17 protein-coding genes are annotated in these 20025 nt (G+C 63.9%); 7 read left to right on the forward strand and 10 right to left on the reverse strand.

The window, feature by feature from the left end; all coding sequences use genetic code 11:
* The 3 genes from QOC76_RS03630 to QOC76_RS03640 all read left to right on the forward strand — a co-directional run.
* Nucleotides 1–183, forward strand: a 183-nt coding sequence (locus QOC76_RS03630; RefSeq protein WP_526354265.1) for an alpha/beta fold hydrolase, incomplete at its 5' end; no start/stop codon positions are given.
* A 186-nt stretch (nt 184–369) separates the two neighbouring features.
* Nucleotides 370–630 (forward strand): hypothetical protein, encoded by a 261-nt coding sequence (locus tag QOC76_RS03635; protein ID WP_526354267.1) that lies wholly within the window; start codon nt 370–372, stop codon nt 628–630.
* Nucleotides 631–817: 187 nt separating this feature from the next.
* A complete protein-coding gene (locus tag QOC76_RS03640; RefSeq protein ID WP_526354269.1) occupies nt 818–1687 on the forward strand; it encodes a hypothetical protein in 870 nt (289 codons plus the stop codon).
* A 710-nt stretch (nt 1688–2397) separates the two neighbouring features.
* Here the strand turns inward: QOC76_RS03640 and QOC76_RS03645 are convergent.
* The 9 genes from QOC76_RS03645 to QOC76_RS03685 all read right to left on the reverse strand — a co-directional run bounded on the left by QOC76_RS03645 (nt 2398) and on the right by QOC76_RS03685 (nt 15099).
* Nucleotides 2398–5058: a tetratricopeptide repeat protein gene (locus QOC76_RS03645; protein ID WP_526354271.1), complete on the reverse strand. Its 2661-nt coding sequence runs from the start codon at nt 5056–5058 to the stop codon at nt 2398–2400.
* 735 nt (nt 5059–5793) lie between these two features.
* Nucleotides 5794–8130 carry a replicative DNA helicase gene (gene dnaB, locus QOC76_RS03650; RefSeq protein ID WP_526354273.1) on the reverse strand — a complete coding sequence of 779 codons (2337 nt, stop codon included), beginning with the start codon at nt 8128–8130 and terminating at the stop codon, nt 5794–5796.
* A 477-nt stretch (nt 8131–8607) separates the two neighbouring features.
* On the reverse strand, nt 8608–9066 hold the full coding sequence (gene rplI, locus QOC76_RS03655) for a 50S ribosomal protein L9 (protein ID WP_526354275.1): 459 nt from the start codon (nt 9064–9066) through the stop codon (nt 8608–8610).
* Between the two features lie 30 nt (nt 9067–9096).
* A complete protein-coding gene (rpsR, locus tag QOC76_RS03660) occupies nt 9097–9357 on the reverse strand; it encodes a 30S ribosomal protein S18 (protein WP_526354277.1) in 261 nt (86 codons plus the stop codon).
* A 36-nt stretch (nt 9358–9393) separates the two neighbouring features.
* Nucleotides 9394–9909 carry a single-stranded DNA-binding protein gene (ssb, locus tag QOC76_RS03665; RefSeq protein ID WP_526354279.1) on the reverse strand — a complete coding sequence of 172 codons (516 nt, stop codon included), beginning with the start codon at nt 9907–9909 and terminating at the stop codon, nt 9394–9396.
* A gap of 104 nt (nt 9910–10013) precedes the next feature.
* Entirely contained in the window at nt 10014–10304 is a 291-nt protein-coding gene (gene rpsF, locus QOC76_RS03670; protein ID WP_526354281.1) for a 30S ribosomal protein S6, read from the reverse strand.
* Between the two features lie 229 nt (nt 10305–10533).
* Complete coding sequence (locus tag QOC76_RS03675) at nt 10534–12171, reverse strand: glycosyltransferase family 87 protein (RefSeq protein WP_526354343.1); 1638 nt, start codon at nt 12169–12171, stop codon at nt 10534–10536.
* A 32-nt stretch (nt 12172–12203) separates the two neighbouring features.
* The gene (locus QOC76_RS03680) at nt 12204–14681 is read right to left on the reverse strand and encodes a transglycosylase domain-containing protein (protein ID WP_526354283.1); all 2478 of its coding nucleotides are present in this window, start codon (nt 14679–14681) and stop codon (nt 12204–12206) included.
* Nucleotides 14674–15099, reverse strand: a complete 426-nt coding sequence (locus QOC76_RS03685; RefSeq protein ID WP_526354285.1) for a DUF5318 family protein — start codon at nt 15097–15099, stop codon at nt 14674–14676. Before QOC76_RS03685 ends, QOC76_RS03680 begins: the two co-directional genes overlap by 8 nt.
* 111 nt (nt 15100–15210) lie before the next feature.
* On the opposite strand from QOC76_RS03685, the gene QOC76_RS03690 reads away from it, so the two are divergent.
* The 4 genes from QOC76_RS03690 (at nt 15211) to QOC76_RS03705 (ending at nt 18812) form a co-directional block, all read left to right on the forward strand.
* The gene (locus tag QOC76_RS03690) at nt 15211–16107 is read left to right on the forward strand and encodes a DUF1707 domain-containing protein (RefSeq protein ID WP_526354287.1); all 897 of its coding nucleotides are present in this window, start codon (nt 15211–15213) and stop codon (nt 16105–16107) included.
* A gap of 17 nt (nt 16108–16124) precedes the next feature.
* A complete protein-coding gene (locus tag QOC76_RS03695; protein WP_526354289.1) occupies nt 16125–17000 on the forward strand; it encodes a DUF1707 domain-containing protein in 876 nt (291 codons plus the stop codon).
* A 111-nt stretch (nt 17001–17111) separates the two neighbouring features.
* The gene (locus tag QOC76_RS03700; protein ID WP_526354291.1) at nt 17112–17657 is read left to right on the forward strand and encodes a PadR family transcriptional regulator; all 546 of its coding nucleotides are present in this window, start codon (nt 17112–17114) and stop codon (nt 17655–17657) included.
* Nucleotides 17658–17705: 48 nt separating this feature from the next.
* Nucleotides 17706–18812, forward strand: coding sequence for an inositol-3-phosphate synthase (locus tag QOC76_RS03705; protein WP_526354293.1), 1107 nt, complete (start codon nt 17706–17708; stop codon nt 18810–18812).
* Here the strand turns inward: QOC76_RS03705 and QOC76_RS03710 are convergent.
* Nucleotides 18809–20017, reverse strand: a complete 1209-nt coding sequence (locus QOC76_RS03710) for an enhanced intracellular survival protein Eis (RefSeq protein ID WP_526354295.1) — start codon at nt 20015–20017, stop codon at nt 18809–18811. The two genes, QOC76_RS03705 and QOC76_RS03710, sit on opposite strands and share 4 nt — an antisense overlap.
* Nucleotides 20018–20025 lie beyond the last annotated feature (8 nt).

Genomic DNA, 20025 nt, shown 5'->3' on the forward strand with positions numbered 1-20025 from the left:
CCGCACTTCTCCTACCTGCTGGCCGGTCTGATTCCCCAAGCCAAGATCAAAATCTACCCCGACGCTGCCCACGGGTTCCTGTTCCAGCACGCCACCGAGTTCGCCGCCGACGTCAACGCATTCCTCAACGACTGCGAGTCAGATCAAACCAAAGCTCCTGCAGATTCGGGCAATGACGTGTGAACCCACACTCCTGCCTGCCGGCCAGGACAATCCGTCGAGGTCCGGGCGACAACCAACCGGCAGCAGCAAAGCACTACTTCATCGCGACGGCGGCACGGCTGCTTCCTACTCATATGATGATTGTCGGTTCTCAAATTCCGTGTCATATAACGATCCCCTGACAAGCGTTCACTTAGCGTTGTGCTCATGCATAGGATGACGGCGTCCCACCTATCGGGCCTCGATCCGCACAAGCCATACATGCTCAGGGTGTTCGGCGAGGACGATAGCGCATGGCAGTTGGTTCGGCCGCCCGCGCGGGTAGAGCACCGGCCCGTGAAGATGCCGTCAGACACCCCTGGCGAACCGGACAAAAACGCTTGGCTTGACACGGTGACGGTGGATCTCGCCGATGGCGGGGTGCGCATCTTCAACTGGTCCGACGACGTCGAAGTCCGCGTGCCCTAAAGCCATGCCCAATCGCGCAGAGCGTCGTCGCGCCGAAAGGCTCGGGATCGTCTTGCGAGCAACCCCAACGCAGTGCCGAATAGATCTCGAGGACTGGGACCCCGAGAACGCCAAGATGGTGTGGTCGGACCCCCGTCCCGATGCACTCCAACGAGGATTCATCGAACTCGCCGAGCTACTGGCCGAATTGGCCGACGATCCAGCTGTCGTGACCTTAGTCATTCCGGTCGATCTCGCGGAAGCGGTGCAGAAAAGACAACCTGACGTGCCCTACACGATTGAAAGCGGATCGGGTCTTGTGGGCGGCCGCACCATGGCGACGCCCGACGGACGCATCGACGTAATCATCAACGCCGGCTGGCTCTTGGCGTACGACGAGAACAACGTGCCGATACTGAACCCCGAACCCATGACGGTCATTCGCCGCACAGTCACCCACGAAGCACAGCACGTTGTCATGCACCAGCGTCTATCGGGGTTCGACGAGTACGGCTTTGACGCAGTGGAGGGAAATTTCAACAGACAGTTGGCCGGGAACGCGGCGAAACTGTGCGATGAACACCGGGCGGAGTGGCAAGCCGTACAACTGACTGAGCCCGAGCTGCCGTCGGTGGGCGCCGTGACCGACGTGCTGGAGGCGCTCGGTAAACAGCTCGCCGATGTCAACAACGCTTACCAGGCGGCATCGGGCGAGCCGGATGCCGTCTGGGATCTTGCACGCGGTGTCTTCACCGCGTGCGGGCCATTCTGGACGTCGCTCGGTTACTGGACGGCTCAGCATCGGGCAGACGACGCCAACATCGCGGACTTACCCGCCGAGATCGCCGCGCTGCCCCTGTGGCAGCGATACGGCGGCAACGTGTGGTCTCTCCTACAGGACAGCCTTCGGCCCCTTCCGGTCGAAGACCTGACGACTAGTGGCGAAGTCCTGGGCGCTGCAGCGGAACTCGTTGCGTCGACCTTGACGTCATCGCTGGAGACGATTGGCTTCACCTACGAAGACACCGACGCCGGGGCGGCCTTCTACATCACTCGCTTTGACTTTCCGGACCAGTGAGAAGCCGCAATGGATGACACCGAGGAGATTGAACCGTAGGTGGACCTTGGCATCGTTGATCGGCCCAGCGGCATCGAAAAGGCTCGTCTCTCGCGTCTATCCGAAATACGTTGTGCTGCATTATATTTGCTGGCGTGAAAATATCGACTCGGGGTAGAAAACTCTCCTGACGTTCGTCAAGTCGTTGACCAGCCCCCACCTCGATATTTTCGGCGGGGAGGGTCGTTGTGCTGCAACGCCTTTCGTGTTTGCTGAGTGCGCCAATGTTGTTGCTGCGCAACAGGGCTGGTAGCACCGGGCCGCCGCGCCGCAGAGGAAAGGTGCTGCGGCTGCAGGCGGACTCGGTGCTGTTGTCGCCGGTCGTGCCGAGGCCATACCGACTGCGAGTGTCAGCGGCTCACGGCCGGCTTCATTTCCTACGGCCCACTTCCAATGCGATCGTCGGCAGACAGTTGGTCGCACCGTAGCTCTTGCGCTCCGTCTCGACCTACGGGCTAAGCGGTGGACAGAGTTCTGGTCTTAACGTAGGTGACGCGCCGGATTCGGCTCGGGCGAGAGATTTCCCGGTTCTCACGGTGGTCACCGCGGCAGTGGTGAGCTCACGGATACTCGGCGTGGGCGTGCCGAGCCGCTGAGTCCAAGCCTCGGCGTTAATTCGTCGCCGCGCGAGCATGAGCAGCTGGACTTCGACCTGCGTAGCCCACTGCGGGTCACCACAGACGCGCCTTATAGGTTTCAAGCACGCCAAATGACGATTCTTGCCAATGTTCTAGGAAGGCAACAACAAAGCGAGTTAGGTCATGTTGATGTCCAAGGGCGGTCTCACAATCTGCTAGTAAGTACTTCCATTGCAGGACCGCTTCACGTTGCAACCCGATGATGTAATACCTATAGGCGAGCTCATGTCGGAGCTCGAGCGTGCTGAGGTGGTCGTGCCCTTGCGTGCGCGCGGAATCCGCTAGCATCTTAAGGATTTGACCACTGGAGGAGAAGAAATTGCGCTCCTTCTGAATATCGCCAATAAGTCGTTGGACGGCGTGGGTCGCATCGTGTTGGGTACCCAGGTACTTGATGCAATCGTCGGCCACCAGCCCAAGCTGCGACAGTGCTTCATCGACCTCGCCGGAAAGAGCGAGCGCTAGACCCATCAGTCTCCGGGTCGCGAGCGTTGCTCGGTGGTCAGGTCCTAAGACATGCGTTTCGTCGGCTACTAGCCCCGGTAGTTCGGCAAGCGCTTCATCGATGCCCCCTGACATTGTGGTCAATTCAAATCTCAGCTGTCGTGTCTTCAAGGTGTACGGATGCGCGGTTCCCATTAGTCGAATTTGCTCGCTGACCACGTCGTCGAACATCCTTAGGGCTTCATCTACTCGTCCCGACTTGCCGAGCGTTGCGGCGAGCTTTCCGCGAACCATGAGCGAGTTCCAATCGCTGGCCCGCCCCTGCACGCGTTCGTAGTCGGAAAGAACCTGCTGAAATTGGGCGACCGCTTCGTCAAAACGGCCAGCCCGTCCCAGAACGTCGGCGAGGTTCTGGCGGGCCGTCAGGATCTTGTGCTCACGCCGGCTAGCGGCTCCCTGGTCGGCATCTTTGAGTCCGTCGGCTTGCCGTTCAAAGTCATTCAGCACTTCCTGCAACTCGTTGGCCGCCTCTCTGAAATCACCGGTGTTGCAGAGCCAGCAGGCGCGGTCGTGACGTGTGCTGAGTGTCGTCTCATGATCGGCGCCCAGAGCCCGTCGGCAGTCGGCTAGGAGCTCATCGGATTCCTTAACCGCGTCCGCGGATTGAAGTTCATCGGACTCGGCGAGCCATAGGATGAGGCGCCGACGTAGCGCAAGGACATCGGGGTCGTCTAGGTTGCGAACTCGTGCGGACTCATTGACCAGCTCGCGGAATCGAGCGGTTGCATCTTTGAACAAGCCCGCGTCACCGAACCAATCGGCCTGTGTCGCCCGCATTTCAAGAAAGTCTTCATTACTGACGTCAGCGCCATGCTCCGTGCCAGCTTCTATGTACGGCGTCAACAGCTGTGCTGCTTGCGAATATTGGTAGCTGTGCGCCAGTTGCTCAGCAACTTCGTATGCGGCGGCGAGGAAGGTAAACGGGCGTTGGGCGCCGATGGGCGGCATCTCGAGCAGCCAGCGGCTGACTAGGAGCGACTTCTCGGATGTATCGACGATGAGCCGGTCGCCTCTGGCGGTATCGATCCAGTCGGCTAAGGCCGTGGTGGCCGCGTTACGAAATGCTCGGTGTGCGTCTGGCAGCAGAATTTCCTGCACAAGATGGTGGTTAGCTACTTGCACTTGTAACGCTTCACGGAAGCGGTCGCCATCGCCATCGTCCACCAGCCATGCACCGGTGCTGGATGCTGCCTCAAGACCTTGCAGGGTTGCGTCGCGCTGGTTGGCGATGTCGGGGCAGCGCTCGACGGCGTCGGCCACGACCGTGCGTAGGAAGGGCCAAAGCTGGGCTGGTGCGGTTTCTGGAAGAGCGCCGGCAGCTATCGCGAGGGCGAACTGGCGGTCGGCGGGTTGTTCGCGAAATCTATCCCGATATATGCCCTCAAGACTCTGCGGATATACGTTGATCGCTTCGATTGGTAGCGCGCCGCCGTTTGTGGCAATAGCGCGTTCCACTAGCGGACTTCCCAGGATCGCTTCCAGCGCCAGCGGATTCGGATGCCGTCGAACGGCAAGCGTCGCCACATCGGTGGCGGTTTGCGGCGCGTACGCCAACACGATTTCTCGCAATTCACCTTCTGTGAGGGAAGGCATGTGGTGTATCTCCGCGCGCCCGCCGGCTAGCGCGCTTTCGCGCCACTGAGCATAGATGGGCGCTTCGCGGCTCTCCGGCCATGCTGTGGCCACTACTAACACCGGTCGTTTCGGGCCTTGGCCAGAGACGGCGTCGAGCAAGTCGCCTACTGTGGTGCTCATGAAGTGGATGTCCTCGACGACCACGATTGCTGGCAATTCGGTGTGAGCAGCGCCAACGATGAGAGCAGCGACCTCGTGGCTTAGAGATGCTCGGCGCACAAGGACATCTGCGCCAAGGTCGACCTCGCTTCGCTCTGCCTCTTTGAGTTCTCGACGATTTTTCAGCCATCTGTAACCCGTGATCCCGCCGGAGACCATCCCCCCGAGCCCTGGGATCGCGAACCCGGCCAATTCTTTCAAGACCTCGTTGGCTCGCGTGAAACCGGCCTTTAGGAAAGCCTCTCGCACCGACTCCACATCGGCCCGCGCCACCTCGGCGATGGCTTTGTCCTTCACTGACGACACCCGGTTCCACGCCAACATGACCGGCACCAAGTGCGTCTCGATCTCGGGACGAACTTGTGCAATCACATCAATTGCGTCGCCAGTCTGCATGCGCTCGCACTGCAACTGCCACCAAGCGAACCCCGGTACCGCGTTTGGCGGCCATTCGAATCCCCGTACGTCCGGTCCTATTCGCTTCCGGGCCGGCAAGGGGTCACGGCTGTGAGCCGCACCTTCACCTCCCTCCGCGATCTGTGGCCAATACCCATCGGGGTCACGGTCCAGGCGAAGTGATCGGTAGAGTTCGCGGACTACCCTCGACTTCCCACTACCGGCTGGCCCCTCAAGCAAAACGATGCGAGGAAGGGCTGTGTCGCCATCCGTGATCTGCTGTAGTCGCTCTCTGAGCACACCGACCAAGAGACGGTGGCCGTCTCCAATGAGCTCTTCCATCGAAACGAACCACCCAACACGTCGTAGTAAGGGGTGACGAGCTGCACATTAAGCGCAGCCACGACGACGTCGATCTCGCTGCTGTTGGAAACAACAAGAGTCCAATATTCGCACACAAACATCGGTGAACATCACGATTTCCCTGCGGCCGAACAGGACGGATAGTCGCCGCGCACCACTGGTGAGCGAAACTGCTCGCCGCAATGACGATGCTGCGGACCGGCTTCCTTATGCGACAGTGATGGGCGGTCGTCTTCGAGAAGCCGCGTCACGATTGAGCGAGCGCGCCCAGGCACGCGCCGACGGGCGGAGGACGATACGTTGTTGTTGTTGTGGGCACGCTTTTTGGTTGTTGGCGGCTGCTGCTCATCCTTACTTTATTACGCCAATTTACTACTTGGCCATGTTGGTAAAGCGCGACAGGTGAAGTTGATGTGCGACCGTGACGGTTTTGGTCGGGCCGTTGCGGTGCTTGGCAAGGATCAGGTCGGCCTCGCCGCCGCGCGGGTCGTCGCGTTCGAAGGCATCCGGGCGGTGCATCAGGATCACCATGTCCGCATCCTGCTCGATGGCTCCCGATTCACGAAGGTCCGACAGCATGGGCTTCTTGTCAGTGCGCTGCTCCGGACCGCGGTTCAGCTGGCTCATCGCGACCACCGGCACCTCCAGCTCCTTCGCCAAAAGCTTGAGCTGACGGGAGAATTCGGAGACTTCCTGCTGGCGCGACTCGACCTTTTTGCCGGATGTCATCAGCTGTAGATAATCGATGACGATCAATTTCAGGTCGTGTTTCTGCTTGAGCCTTCGTGCTTTCGCGCGGATCTCCATCATCATCAGGTTCGGCGAGTCGTCGATATAGAGCGGCGCTTCGCTGATCTCGCTCATTCGCCGAGCCAGCCGTGTCCAGTCGTCGTCATTCATCCGGCCCGACCGCATATCCGCTAGCTTGATCTTCGCTTCGGCCGACAGCAGCCGCATCACGATCTCGGACTTACTCATCTCGAGCGAGAAGATGACGCTCGACATCCGGTTCTTGATCGAGCACGACCGCAAAAAATCCAGTCCCAGGGTCGAATTGTGTGTCGGCACCATCGCGCGGCTCGTGAGGTACATGTGGTCGGAGTTATCCACCTGCACGCAGCGCACCGGAACACTGTCAATGGCTTCTACGTCGACGATCAGCCTGGAATTCGAGCTCGTCGCGCCAGTACTTGCACGACAATCCTTGTGCACCAGCGCCTTTCGCGTGAGAGCAAAGACCTCATCGTCGGTCGAGAAAGTTATCTTAAACGCCACAGAAGTCGACGTAGTGCGGCCCTTCACCCGCTTGGTCGATGTCTGGCTCGGGTAGCCCAGGCCGACGATCAGCTCGGCGACATCTGAGGCGAGCCGGTGGCTCGTCACCGAGAATTCAATGGCGCCGCCGGCGGTGACTGTACCGACCGTATCGAGGAGGCCTGCGAGCAGAGCCCGCCGCTGTTCCTCGGATGCACGCAGGTACCTGAGCGGAATGCGCTTGTTCTCAAGAACGCCCAGCGTCCGCAACCGCGCCTGCAGCGTTCCTTTGGCACCTTCGGCCTCGATGCGCATCACTATCTCGGGATCGGCGGACGTGATTTGAGCGGCCGCCGTCGTACCGTCGCCAAGCCACGTTCCCAGCGTGTAGGGCGGCACCAGAAGTTCCGCGACCGGAGCCTGTATCGGCTTGGCGTTGACCACGGAATGGTTCAATCGGCGGTCCGCAGCGGCGCATCGCAACGTTTCGGCGATCTCCTGGGTGGAACGCACGGCCTGTGCCGACTTCCGCGACGCCCTCGTTTCGGTCAGCCATTGGTGCGCAGCGTCCGCAATGATCTCGGTGCCGTCCGAGAAGGTGACCCGATAGCAGGGTCGTCCGTGCATCACATCCGTAACGGCCACGACGCGCGTCGGCTTACCGTCAGCGCCGATCAACTCGTCCCCGACCGCGACTTCGCCCATCGTGGTCCACCCCGTCGGCGTCGGCAGGGGCGTATCCAGAGACAACGCCTTTCCCACCCCCGGCCTCGCGGCGATCACGATCATCTGACCGGGGTGCAGACCGTTCGTCACCTCGTCGAGTTCCAGGAACCCCGTCGGCACACCCCGCGAAATGCCGCCCTGCGACGCGATCGCATCGATCTCGTCCATGGTGGGCTGCAACAGGTCTTCCAGAGCCACGAAGTCCTCGGACGTGCGGCCGTCGGTGACGTCGTAGATCTCGGCCTGCGCCCGGTCGACGATCTCCGCAACGTCGGCTCCATCCGCGCCGGCGTAGCCGTACTGCACGACGCGGGTGCCGGCGTCGACCAGCCGACGCAGCAGTGCCTTCTCGGCGACGATGCCCGCGTAGTACCCGGCGTTGGCGGCGGTGGGCACGGTGGAGATCAGCGTATGCAGATACGGGGCGCCGCCGATCCGCCGCAGGAGACCTCGCCGGTCCAACTCCGCGGCCACCGTCACCGCATCCGCGGGTTCGCCGCGGCCGTAGAGGTCGAGGATCGCGTCGTAGACGCTCTGGTGATTGGGGCGGTAGAAGTCGGCGGGGCGCAGCCGCTCGAGCACGTCGGCGATGGCGTCCTTGCTCAGCAGCATCCCGCCGAGTACGGCTTGTTCTGCGGCCTCGTCCTGCGGCGGCTGGCGACCGAAGTCCTCAGAGCGGGGAGGGGCGTCGTCGAAAGCCGAACGGCCACGGTCGTCCACGACAGCCACGGCGGCCCCACCCCCCTCAAGTCGGTCGAACGCATGTTCGAAAGTCGCTACCGTGACTGTAAGCGAGGCCTCCGACGGGCACAACCTCCCGACGCCGGAACCGCTTGCGACGGCCAACGCTAGACGTTGCTGGAGCGGTCCAAAAGCCACCCTGTGTATGAACTTGTGAATGGGGTGTGGATATCTACGCCCACCCGTGTTGAGGCGTTGGGGAGAACCTGTGGACGGACGGCGACGTCTGCCACATCCCTGCAGATAAGCGGACCACAAGGGTGTGAGCTATCTGTGGATGACAATTTCTTCGGCGTGTCGGGCCGGGTTGCCTTCCCGGGCGTGTTGTGTTTCGGGTCAGCGCCGCCGAGGTTAACGGCAGGTTAGCTTCGCTGGGCGGATAAGCCGAATTACAGTTCGCCAGAAATACAGCAACGGCGGCGCGAAGGCGGTTTAGGCCCTCACGCCGCCAATTGACGCTGGTGTTTAAGACTCGGCGACGACGTTCACCGAAACGGCGGCATCCACATCGGGATGGAGCCGTACGGCTACAGGATGCGTGCCGAGGGTCTTGATGTGACCCTTCGGCAGTTGCACCGTCCGCTTGTCCAGATTCGGTCCGCCCGCCTTCTTGATGGCGCCGACGACGTCGGCGGCGGTGATGGAGCCGAACAACTTGCCGGAGTCGGAGGCGGTCCTGGCCGGCAGGTCCACCGTGCCCAGACCCTCGAGCGCGGTCTTCAGCTCGTTGGCGTGCTCGATGCCGCGGACCGTCTTGATCTCGCGGGCCCGGCGAATCGCATCGGCCTGACGCTCGGCCCCCCGACTGGCAGCGATCGCCAGTCCGCGCGGCAGCAGATAGTTGCGCCCGTAGCCGTCCTTCACCTCGACGGTGTCGCCCGGCGCACCGAGGTGATCGACCTCGGCCGTAAGAATCAGTTTCATCTGTTCAGACTTTCCTTCCGTCCTGCGGGCTCAGCGGGTCGCCGAGCTGAACGGCAGCAGCGCGACCTCGCGGGCGTTCTTCACCGCGATAGCGATGTCGCGCTGGTGCTGCACGCAGTTGCCGGTGACGCGACGGGCTCGGATCTTGCCTCGCTCGCTGATGTAGGTCCGCAGCAGAGCGGTGTCCTTGTAGTCGATGGTCTGCCCCTTCCCCTTCTTCGAGCAGAACACGCACTTGCGGGTCTTGACCGGCTTCTCTGGAGCCGGACGCCGCTTGGTGGCCTTGGCCATGTCTCTATCTCTTTCTCAATTGCTATTTTGTTGGTTCTAAAAGGGCGGTTCGTCGTCGCCGCCGGAGAACGATCCGGACGCCGGAGCGCTGCCCCATGGGTCGTCCTTGGGCTCGGAGCCGCGAGAGCCACTGCGGTCGCCTCCGCCACCGCCGCTGCTCCCGAATCCGCCGCCACCGCCGCCGCTGCGGCTGGCCTTGTTCACCTTGGCGGTCGCATAGCGCAACGACGGCCCGATCTCGTCGACCTCGAGTTCGACGACGGTGCGCTTCTCGCCTTCACGGGTTTCGTAGGAACGCTGCTTGAGCCGGCCCTGCGCGATCACCCGCGAACCGCGGGTCAGGCTCTCGGCCACGTTCTCGGCGGCCTCGCGCCAGATGCTGCACCGCATGAACAGTGCGTCGCCGTCTTTCCACTCACTGCTCTGCCGGTCGAAGATCCGCGGAGTGGACGCCACCGTGAAGTTGGCGACGGCAGCGCCGGACGGGGTGAACCGCAGTTCGGGGTCGGCGGTCAGATTCCCGACGACGGTGATGATTGTGTCACCAGCCACGAAGTCCTCCTGGGCAGTAGTGTCCGCTCTCCACGCGAGCGCTCATCGCAGGGCGGTGGTTGTCGTGGGCGAGCCTACGCAGCCACCCCGACTACCGGCAGCCTTTAGTGCTTGTCCGTCCGCAGCACCTTGGTCCGCAGCACGGCCTCGTTCAGGTTGAGCTGACGGTCGAGCTCGGACACGGTCGCGGGCTCCGCCTTCACATCGACGACGGCGTAGATGCCCTCGGCGTGCTTGGCGATCTCGTATGCCAGCCGGCGCTTGCCCCAGATGTCGACCTTGTCGACGGAGCCGCCGTCCTTGCGGATGACGTTGAGGAACGTCTCCAGCGACGGGCTGACGGTGCGCTCGTCAAGGGTGGGGTCGAGGATGACCATGATTTCGTATGGACGCATGAGGACCTCATCACCTCCTATGGGCTAGTCGGCCGCGGCGTGTCCGTGGCAGGAGGGTCGCCTGCGTCGGCAACTGGCCCAGGTTACAGGAACCCCTGCTGATCTGCGAAATCGCTGCGGTTAGCGCCAGCAGGCCGGCTACTTGCAGGGCGCGGGACAGCCGCGGCCAATTTCGCCGCCCATGCCTCGTACGCCGCCGGCGTCGGATGAATGCCGTCTTCGACCCGCATCACGCGTTGAGAACAGCCGCCGGTCTCTCTTCGGGAATGCCGATTTCGGTTTCCGTCTGCACAGGCCGTAACCGTTTCGGCAACCAGCCCGGCGGACGATCCGGCGCGCCATCGAACACGCCTCCGGTTGGATCGTCGAACTGGCCGTGATTGCGCACCAGGTCGAACTCGGGACGATAGATCTGCCGTATCACCAACGCGCACAGCGCAATCACCGCTATATCGCGCAGCAGAACCGTGACGGTGAACCACTGCTCGGGCAGCCCGCGGTTCTGCTCGCCGTAGAGGAAAAGCATTCTGGGCACCCACACCAGCGCGTCGACGGTCATCCACGCCAGCACGATGCGCCGGTGCGGCAGCGCGAGCACCGCCAGCGGCACCAGCCACAACGAGAACTGCGGGCTCCACACTTTGTTCGTCAACAGGAACAGTGCGACGACGAGGAACGCCACCTGTGCGAACCGCGGCCGCTGCGGCGCAGTCAGCACGATGTAAGCGACACCGGCACAACACAATAGGAACAGCACGAACACCACTGTGTTGAGAATCTTAGGCGGCTCCCACAGCCCCAGCCCGGTGTCGAAGCCCTGCCAGTCGGTGAACGACTTCACCACGTTGAACAGCGAGTCCATGTCGTCACCGCGACGGGTGTTGAGCCGGAAGAACTCCGACCAGCCTCGCGGGAACAGCACCATCACCGGCAGGTTCACCACCAGCCACGCGACGACCGCGGCCACCGCCGTCTTACCCACTTCTCGAAGCCGACCCGTCCGCAGGCCGAGAAGTGCCAACGGGATCAGCAGCAGGATCGGATACAGCTTGGCCGCCACGCCGAGACCGATCAATACCCCGGCGAGCACCGGTTTTCGCCGCGCCCACGCCAATATGGCGCCTGTCGCGAAAGCCGTTGCCAGAGCGTCGAAGTTGGTGAAGATCTGGAAGATCACGATCGGCGAACCCGCGACCAGCGCCGCATCCCAGATCCGTCTGCCCGCCAGTCTCGACGTCGCCCACACGGTTGCGAACCACGCCAGCGCCAGGCCAAGCGCGGAGATATTGAAAAACATCACCACTTCCGCGATCGACCCGATGGGCACCAGCTTGCTCAACGCGGAGTAGGTCTTCGCCAACGCCATCGACAGATACTGATAGGTGCCCGTGATGACCGGATACTCCATGTACCGCACGGCGATGTTGCCGTCGAATTGCTTCTGCGGCTTGCCCTTACTATCGGTTTCGATCCAGCTCGACTTGTACGGGAATTTGCCGTGGTTCAACAGTTCCGCGGTGTAGAGCGGGACAGTGTCGGAGTAGCACAGCTCGTAGTACGCCCGCTGGTTCTGCCAGTTGGCGACCTTCTGATCGGCCGTCCCCGAACCCGTGGTCACCAGGCAGGCGGCCTTCGACGAGTAGCCCAGCGCGAGGAAGACCACCGCGATCACCAGCATCACCCGAAGCGGCGTCATGAAGCGCGCCCGGCCGATCAACGCGTGCCTTCCGACCGGTCCACCGATCACCTGCGAGAGCGCACCCGCCAAAGCGTCTGTCCTGCTGGGCAGATCGCGATTGTCGGCACTGCGCCTGTCGAGGGCCAGCGGAAGCGGAGACACCGGGGAGCGGACCGGCTCAGCTACCACTCCGTGCTCGACTTCGCTGTCTGCGCTCTCGCTCACGGGGGCGGAAGCGGCGGTTGCGGACCGGGTCCCGGTACGCCCGGCGGAACCGGCGTGCCCGGCGCACCGACCGCGTTCGGGTCGGGCGCCGGCTGCCCCGGCGGAGCGTTCGGCACCGTCGTCGGCGGACCGAACGGGATGGTGATGCCTGGCGCCACTTCGATACTCGGCTGGATCACCGTCTCGGACGGCTGCGTTGGCGTCGGCGACGGAGGAGGTGGCGCGGGCGGACCCGCGTAGCCTCCGATCTCCGTCGGCTTCGGGAACGACTCCTTGTCGGTGCCCTCCAGTGCGCCGTCCATCGTGTCTTTCCAGATGTCGGACGGCAGGCCGGACCCGTACACCGGAGATCCCGATTTGTTCTCCAGCGGCTGGGTGCCGTCGGTTGTGCCGACCCACACCGCCGTCGACAGCGACGGGGTGAACCCGACCATCCAGGCGTCCCGGTTGGCGTCGGTGTCGCCGAGCTGGTTGGTCCCCGTCTTGGCTGCCGACGGGCGTCCGCCCGCCAGGGCGTGACCTCTGGAGTACGCGGCGATCGGCTGCATGGCGGCGGTCACGTTGTCGGCGACGGCCTTGTCGATGCGCTGCTCTCCCGAGTTGTCCTCGTTGGCCGCGTCGAAGAGCACCTGACCATCGGCGTTGACGACCTTCTGCACGAAGTGCGGACGGTGGTAGACCCCCGATGCCGCGAGCGTGGCGTAGGCCGAGGCCATGTCGATGACGCGGCTCTGGTACTGGCCCAACACGATTCCGTTGTTCGGCGGGCCGCCCTTGCCGTCCTCGGACAAGGTGTGTTCCACGCCGGGGAAGCTCTCGGCGACACCGGCCTGGTGTGCGGCGGCGGCGACGTCGGACGGGCCGTTCTTCAGCTTCAGCATCAGCCGGTAGTAGGCGGTGTTCAACGACCGCTTCAGCGCTTCGGCGATGTTGCATGTTCCGCAACCTTCGCCTTCGACGTTGGTGATCTTGATGCCGTTGACCTCGACCGGCGAGCTGTCCACCTGATATCCCAGACCGATGCCCTGCTCAAGGGCCGCGACCAAGGCGAAGACCTTGAACGACGAGCCGGTCGGCAGCCCGGCCTGAGCGAAGTCGAAGCCCTGCGCGTCCGTCCCGCCGTAATAGGCCTTGATGCCGCCGGTCTTCGGGTCGATGGACACCACCGCAGAGCGCATGTCCGGATTCTGGCCGTCCAGCGTGTCGGTCACCGCTCCTTCGGCCGCCGATTGAGCCTTGGGGTCGATGGTCGTGGTGACCTGAAGGCCCTCGGTGTTCAGCGTCTGCTCGTTGATGTCGAACAGGTCGAGCAGTTCCTTTTGCACCTGCCGCTCGATCAACCCATTCGGGCCCGTCGTCTGGTTCTGGTTCTGCGCCTGATCGGACGGCACCGTCGGCGGAAACACTTGTGCCGTGCGGTCAGTTGCTGACAAGGCGCCGATCTCCACCATGCCGTCGAGCACCCAGTTCCACCGCTCCGAGGCCCCCTCGGGATTGATGGCCGGATCGAGCGCGGAGGGCTGTTGAATCAGCGCGGCCAGCAGCGCCCCGTCGGCGACCGTGAGCTGCTCGACCGGCTTGTCGAAATACGCCTTCGATGCAGCGGCGATGCCGTACGCGCCGCGGCCGAAATAGATGATGTTCAGATACGACTGCAGTACTTGGTCTTTGGACCACTCGCTGGACATTTTCGTCGAGATGACCAGCTCTTTGGCCTTACGCACGATGCCGCCAAGGCCCGATCGCTGCGAGCCGACCAATGCGTTCTTCACGTACTGCTGGGTGATCGTCGACCCGCCCTGGGTGTCGCCGCCGAAGACGTTGTTCTTGGCGGCCCGCGCGAAGCCGGTGAACGAGAAGCCCGGATTGGAGTAGAAGTCGCGATCTTCTGCGGCCATCACGGCGTCGCGCACATGCACCGGGATCTGGTTGATGTCGACGTCGACCCGGTTTCCTTCGGGCGGAACGATTTTGGCGAGTTCACTGCCGTCGCTGGCCAGGATCGTCGAGACCTGGTTGGTGCGGATGTCACCCGGCTTGGGCACCTCGACGATCATGTAGGCCATGCCGAACGTGATCATCGGCAACACGATCAGAACGGCGACCGTCACGTAGATGGAGCGCCGCACCCACTTCCAGTTGATCTGCTGCATCGCGGGCAGACGGCGAGGGGGCCGGCCGCCCGGCCCGCCACCGCCGGGCGGCGGACGGCGGGGTGGCCCCGGCGGCGGTGGCTTCTGCGGCGGCGTCCCGTCGAGCGCCGCCTTGACGGCCTCGACCGGGTCGCGCAGCGGCCGGGGGACGTCCCGTACAACCGGGATGACGGCGGTGCGTCGGTCGTCGAAGTGGCTGACGGGCCTACGGGGAGGACGCGGGCGTTGGACTTCCACCGTCTCGCGTTCCTCCACACCGTCAGCAGCCTGCCCCGCAGGGACATCTCTGGGTGACCGGTTATGGCGCCCTTCGCTATTCACTGGCCGTCCGCGCACCGTTGCGCGCGGTCCGGGTCGGACGCGAGCCCTTCGGCGGCCGAACCGCGCCGAGCACGTACGACTTCACCAGGTGATTCCAGCTGCAGGTGCGGCATACCTCCACCACGTGTACCGAGAATTCGTTGTAGCGGGTCGCCAGCATGACCAGCTCCTCGGCAGTCCGCGCCGAACCCGACACCGCGCCGAGGTGCTCGCCGAAGACCCATGACACCAAGGTGAGCTGTTCCTTGCGGCAGATCGGGCACATCACCGAGCTGGGCTTCCCATGGAACTTCGCGGCTCGCAGCAAGTACGGATTGGCGTCACAGACCTCCGAAACGCCGGTGCGTCCCGAGTAGACCTCCGCCAGCAGGGACCGCCGCCGAAGCGCGTAGTCCACCACCTGTCGCTGCAATCGCACGATGACCAGAGTACGTCGGGCCTCCCGGGCATGGAGGCGTGACGGGGTCAGGCGCCTGGCGCGTCGGCATCTGTCTGCGAAGATGCGCACCCGACTCTTACGATCATCGACGTGGCGACGCGGCGGACACCGGGCACCCGTGCGAAGGACAGCGACCGGGCCGATACCTGTCAGGTGCTCGACAGCGCGCTCGCCGAGGGGCAGCTCTCGATGGAGGAGCACCGGCAACGGGTTGGTGCGGCCACCAACGCCACCACGCTGGGCGAGCTGCAGTCGTTGGTCACCGACCTGCAGCCGTCGAATCCGGCGCACGAGCCCGCCACACGATCATCGAATCTGCGCCGCGGCCCGGTCGTGATCGCGGCGGTGACAGGTGTGGTGGTGGTGATCGGCGCGGCGATCGCGTGGGCCAAGACGAGCGACACCGGTCCCGCCCCGGATGCCACCACCCCGACACCGTCAGCCGAGGCCGGGGCGCCCCACGTCATGACCGCGATCCCGACGACGGAAGCCCAGGTTCCCGACGAGCCGGCGCCGGTCGTGCTTGCTCCGCCCCGGCAACTGCACACGGCGGACGGGATGGCCGGTCTGATCGACGAGATACGGAAGAGATTCGGCGACACCATGGGCTATGAGCTGGCCATCTCACCCGACGAAGCGGTGCTCGCCCGTCCCAACCCAGCCGACGACCGCTCGAAGCTGATCTACTCGTTCAAGGGTGGCTGGGGCGATCCGGACACCAGGCCCCGGTCCGACACCGACGACGTCACCGACCTCGGCGCGTTCGATGTGCAGACGGCGGCCGCCGCACTGCAGGGCGCGCCCGACGCCCTGCGGATCGCACCCGCCGACGTCTCGGACACCGTCATCGACATCGACCACATCTCGGACCCGGCCGGGCCGGGAGCACTGGAACTCTTGGTCAAGGTCACCACGACATCCGGCAGGAACGGGTTCATCTATCTCGACGGGGCGAGCAACGTCAAGCGCGTCGAATATCCCGGTTGACATCTACGATCATCGACGTGGCGACGCGGCAGGCACCGGGCACCCGTGCAACAGACAGCGACCGCACCGATACCTGCCAGGTGCTCGACAGCGCGTTCAGCGAGGGACAACTGTCGATGGAGGAGCACCGCCAGCGGGTGGCGTCGGCCACCACTGCCGCCACGCTGGGTGAGTTGCGGGACTTGGTCGCCGACCTGCAGAACGCGAACGCCCCGGTACAACTGCCGACCCTCAAGTCGCGGCCACGCTCCCCTAGCAAGCTGTGGGCCCAGCCCGCAGGCGGCGGCTGGGGCCTTCGGCTCGCGACCGGCGGCGTGCTTGTGCTTCTCGGTATGGGCATCGGCTGGGGCTTGTACGGCAACACCAGTTCGCCGCTGAGCTTGCAGACCGACCCGGGGGCCAAGTCCGACGGCATCTCCGCCAAGGTGCTGACGCCGCCTCGGCAGCTGCAGTCGCTGGGTGGGCTCAACGGATTGTTCGAACAGATGCGGCAGAAGTTCGGTGACACCAAGGGCTTCGAATTGAACATCCGTCCGGACCGGGCGACGCTCTACCGCCCCGACACCGAGGATCCGCGCCGCAAGCTGATGTTCGGCTATCGCGGCGGCTGGGGGGACCCCAACTCCACCTCCACCGTGGACAGCGACGATCGCGTCGTCGACCTGGGGAAGTTCAACTTCGAGCAGACCATCGCGGTTCTGCGAGGCGCGCCAGAGACGTTGAAGATGCAGCGCAAGGACATCTCCGACACCTGGATCGACGTCGAGCCGTCGAAGGATCCGGCGACGCCGGACGCGGTCAACATTCGTATCTACCTCAGCAGCGAGTTCGGCAGCGGCTTCATCGACCTAGCACCTGACGGCGCGATCAAGCAGATCAACGAGCCGAGCTAGCCGCTGGTCAGAGCTCCTTCGGCGGCACCCGATGTAGCGGCGAATATATCGGCGCGATACTATTGCGCGAGGTGTCGAGACGTCGTAGCGGCAAGCAAAGGAGGTGGTTCGATGCTGGAGCTCGCGGTGCTGGGTCTTCTGCTCGAGTCGCCGATGCACGGCTACGAGCTGCGTAAAAGATTGACGGGCCTCCTGGGTGCTTTCCGGGCGTTCTCCTACGGCTCGCTGTATCCCGCGCTGCGCCGGATGCAGGCCGACGGGTTGATCGTCGAGAATGCGGCACCGGACGGCATTCCCAAGGTGCGCCGTGCACGCCGGGTGTACCAGCTGACCGACGCAGGCAAGCAGCGCTTCGCCGAGTTGGTGGCCGACACCGGTCCGCAGAATTACACCGACGACGGGTTCGGTGTTCATCTCGCCTTCTTCAACCGCACCCCTGCCGAAGCCAGGATGCGGATCCTGGAGGGCCGGCGTCGTCAGGTCGAGGAACGCCGAGAAGGCCTTCGTGAAGCCGTCGCGCGGGCCAGCAGTTCGCTTGATCGCTACACCCGTCAGCTGCACCAGTTGGGGTTGGAGTCCAGCGAGCGCGAAGTGAAGTGGCTCAACGATTTGATTGCGGCCGAGCGGGTAGCTCAAGGCCGAGCCGAGCAGTCGTAGAACAAGCAGAGTTTTCAATGGCACTGGATCGAGAGGAAGAACATCCACATGACTGAGCACGTCGGAGCCGGATCGCCGGCGATATCCAACTCAGAGGTGCGGGTCGCGATTGTCGGTGTCGGCAACTGCGCTTCATCACTTGTGCAGGGTGTGCAGTATTACCAGGACGCGGACGAGAACGCCACGGTGCCCGGCCTGATGCACGTCAAGTTGGGCCAGTACCACGTCCGCGACGTCAAGTTCGTCGCCGCCTTCGACGTGGACGCCAAGAAGGTCGGCTTCGATCTCTCCGAGGCCATCTTCGCCTCGGAGAACAACACCATCAAGATCGCCGACGTCCCGCCGACCAATGTCACCGTGCAGCGCGGCCCGACGCTCGACGGCATCGGCAAGTACTACGCCGAGACCATCGAGGTGTCCGACGTCGACGCGGTCGACGTCGTCAAGACACTGAAGGACAACAACGTCGACGTCATGGTGTCCTACCTGCCGGTGGGTTCCGAAGAGGCCGACAAGTTCTACGCGCAGTGTGCGATCGACGCGGGCGTGGCCTTCGTCAACGCACTGCCGGTGTTCATCGCCTCCGACCCGGTGTGGGCCAAGAAGTTCGCCGACGCCGGTGTGCCGATCGTCGGCGACGACATCAAGAGCCAGGTGGGCGCGACGATCACCCACCGCGTGATGGCGAAGCTGTTCGAGGATCGCGGCGTTCAACTCGACCGCACCATGCAGCTCAACGTCGGCGGCAACATGGACTTCCTCAACATGCTCGAGCGTTCGCGTCTGGAGTCGAAGAAGATCTCCAAGACCCAGGCCGTCACCTCCAACCTGCAGCGCGAGTTCAACACCAAGGACGTGCACATCGGTCCGTCCGATCACGTCGGCTGGCTCGACGACCGCAAGTGGGCATACGTCCGCCTGGAGGGCCGCGCCTTCGGTGACGTGCCCCTGAACCTGGAGTACAAACTCGAGGTGTGGGATTCGCCGAACTCGGCAGGCGTCATCATCGACGCGGTCCGCGCGGCGAAGATCGCCAAGGACCGCGGCATCGGCGGCCCGGTCGAGGCCGCATCGGCCTACCTGATGAAGAGCCCGCCCAAGCAGATGCCCGACGACGTGGCCCGGACCGAGCTCGAAACGTTCATCGAAGGCTAGAAGCCATAGCCGAGCTCAGCCGGCACGTGGGTGACGAACGCCGCGTCCAGCGCAGTCAAGAGCTCAGAATCGTTGCACCGCAGGCGATGTGCGGAGGCAAAGGCCGAGGCGCGGTGGCCACCCATGTACAGGCTGCCGAGCACCGACCGATTGGTCTGCACATCTGCGGCGGCCTCGGTGGGCGCGCATCGCGCCATCCCGTCGCGCACCTCGAGCGCGTATCTGCCGCCTCCGTCCAGCACGTCGTCCGAAATATCGAGCACCACAGACACATCGGAGGCGTAGCTACGCGCCTCCAGCACCGCCGGTATGTCCAGCATCCGCAGCCACAGCGCATCCTCGACAAGGGTTGTTCGCGCCAGCCGCGGATCCGTCAGCAGATAGGGCAGCACATCGTCCGGATGCGTCCACGCGGTCACCTTCTCGTAGAGATCCATACCGAGCAGCACCCGCCACAGTGCGATGTGCGCTTCGGGCGTGGCCGCAGCCAGCTTGGTGATCTCGATCCTTTTCTTCTCGTCGCCGTGCACCCGATACAGCGCGAAGCCGTCGGCGTGCAGAAGGCAGAACAGTGCGCTGCCGCCGGATCTCTGCGCCTCGCGGTCGGCGAACACCTCGTCCCACAGTCGGCGCGGGCTGTGTAGTCCGCCCGGCGTCCGCAGCCGCCACCGTTCGTAGATGTCCTCCAATTGCTTGCGGTGCTCCGCCGGCCGTACCGTCCTCACGCCGCCGGGGTCGGGCACGTCGTCGTGGAACCTGGCCTCTCGCCGGTCAACAGCGAGCTCACGCCACGCCGTCGCGGGCCCGTACCCGAACCGGCCGTAAATGCCCGCCTCACTCGCCTCCAACCCGGCGATCGGATAGGCGCCCATCCGACTGTGCAGTTCGGCGAACATCCCCGTCAGCACACCGCGTCGACGATGTGTCGGGGAAACCGCCACCCAGGAAACACCGGCCATCGGCAGCACGGCGCCACCCGGCACGGTGAGTTCCAATTCCAGGTACAGCGCCACGCCGACGACGTCGGGCCCGTCGCACGCAACGACGCCGCCGTCCGCGGGCATCATGGTCCGCCACGCCTCGTTGGACTCCTCCGGACGCCAGGAACCGAAACACGTCGCCGCCAGCAGCGCCATCGCGGGCCAGTCCGCGTCCTCGGCCGTGCGGATCGTCAATCCTTTCGGAGCGTGCGTCTTCGGAACCATGCACTCGA

The organism is Mycobacterium sp. (assembly GCF_032159565.1).
In the GTDB taxonomy this organism is placed as follows: Bacteria; Actinomycetota; Actinomycetes; order Mycobacteriales; family Mycobacteriaceae; genus Mycobacterium.

Coding starts and splice junctions, on each gene's coding strand:
- rpsR (WP_526354277.1), bottom strand. CDS start 9,357: ATGGCCAAGGCCACCAAGCGGCGTCCGGCTCCAGAGAAGCCGGTCAAG.
- QOC76_RS03710 (WP_526354295.1), bottom strand. CDS start 20,017: ATGGTTCCGAAGACGCACGCTCCGAAAGGATTGACGATCCGCACGGCC.
- QOC76_RS03635 (WP_526354267.1), top strand. CDS start 370: ATGCATAGGATGACGGCGTCCCACCTATCGGGCCTCGATCCGCACAAG.
- QOC76_RS03645 (WP_526354271.1), bottom strand. CDS start 5,058: ATGCAGACTGGCGACGCAATTGATGTGATTGCACAAGTTCGTCCCGAG.
- rpsF (WP_526354281.1), bottom strand. CDS start 10,304: ATGCGTCCATACGAAATCATGGTCATCCTCGACCCCACCCTTGACGAG.
- QOC76_RS03700 (WP_526354291.1), top strand. CDS start 17,112: ATGCTGGAGCTCGCGGTGCTGGGTCTTCTGCTCGAGTCGCCGATGCAC.
- rplI (WP_526354275.1), bottom strand. CDS start 9,066: ATGAAACTGATTCTTACGGCCGAGGTCGATCACCTCGGTGCGCCGGGC.
- QOC76_RS03705 (WP_526354293.1), top strand. CDS start 17,706: ATGACTGAGCACGTCGGAGCCGGATCGCCGGCGATATCCAACTCAGAG.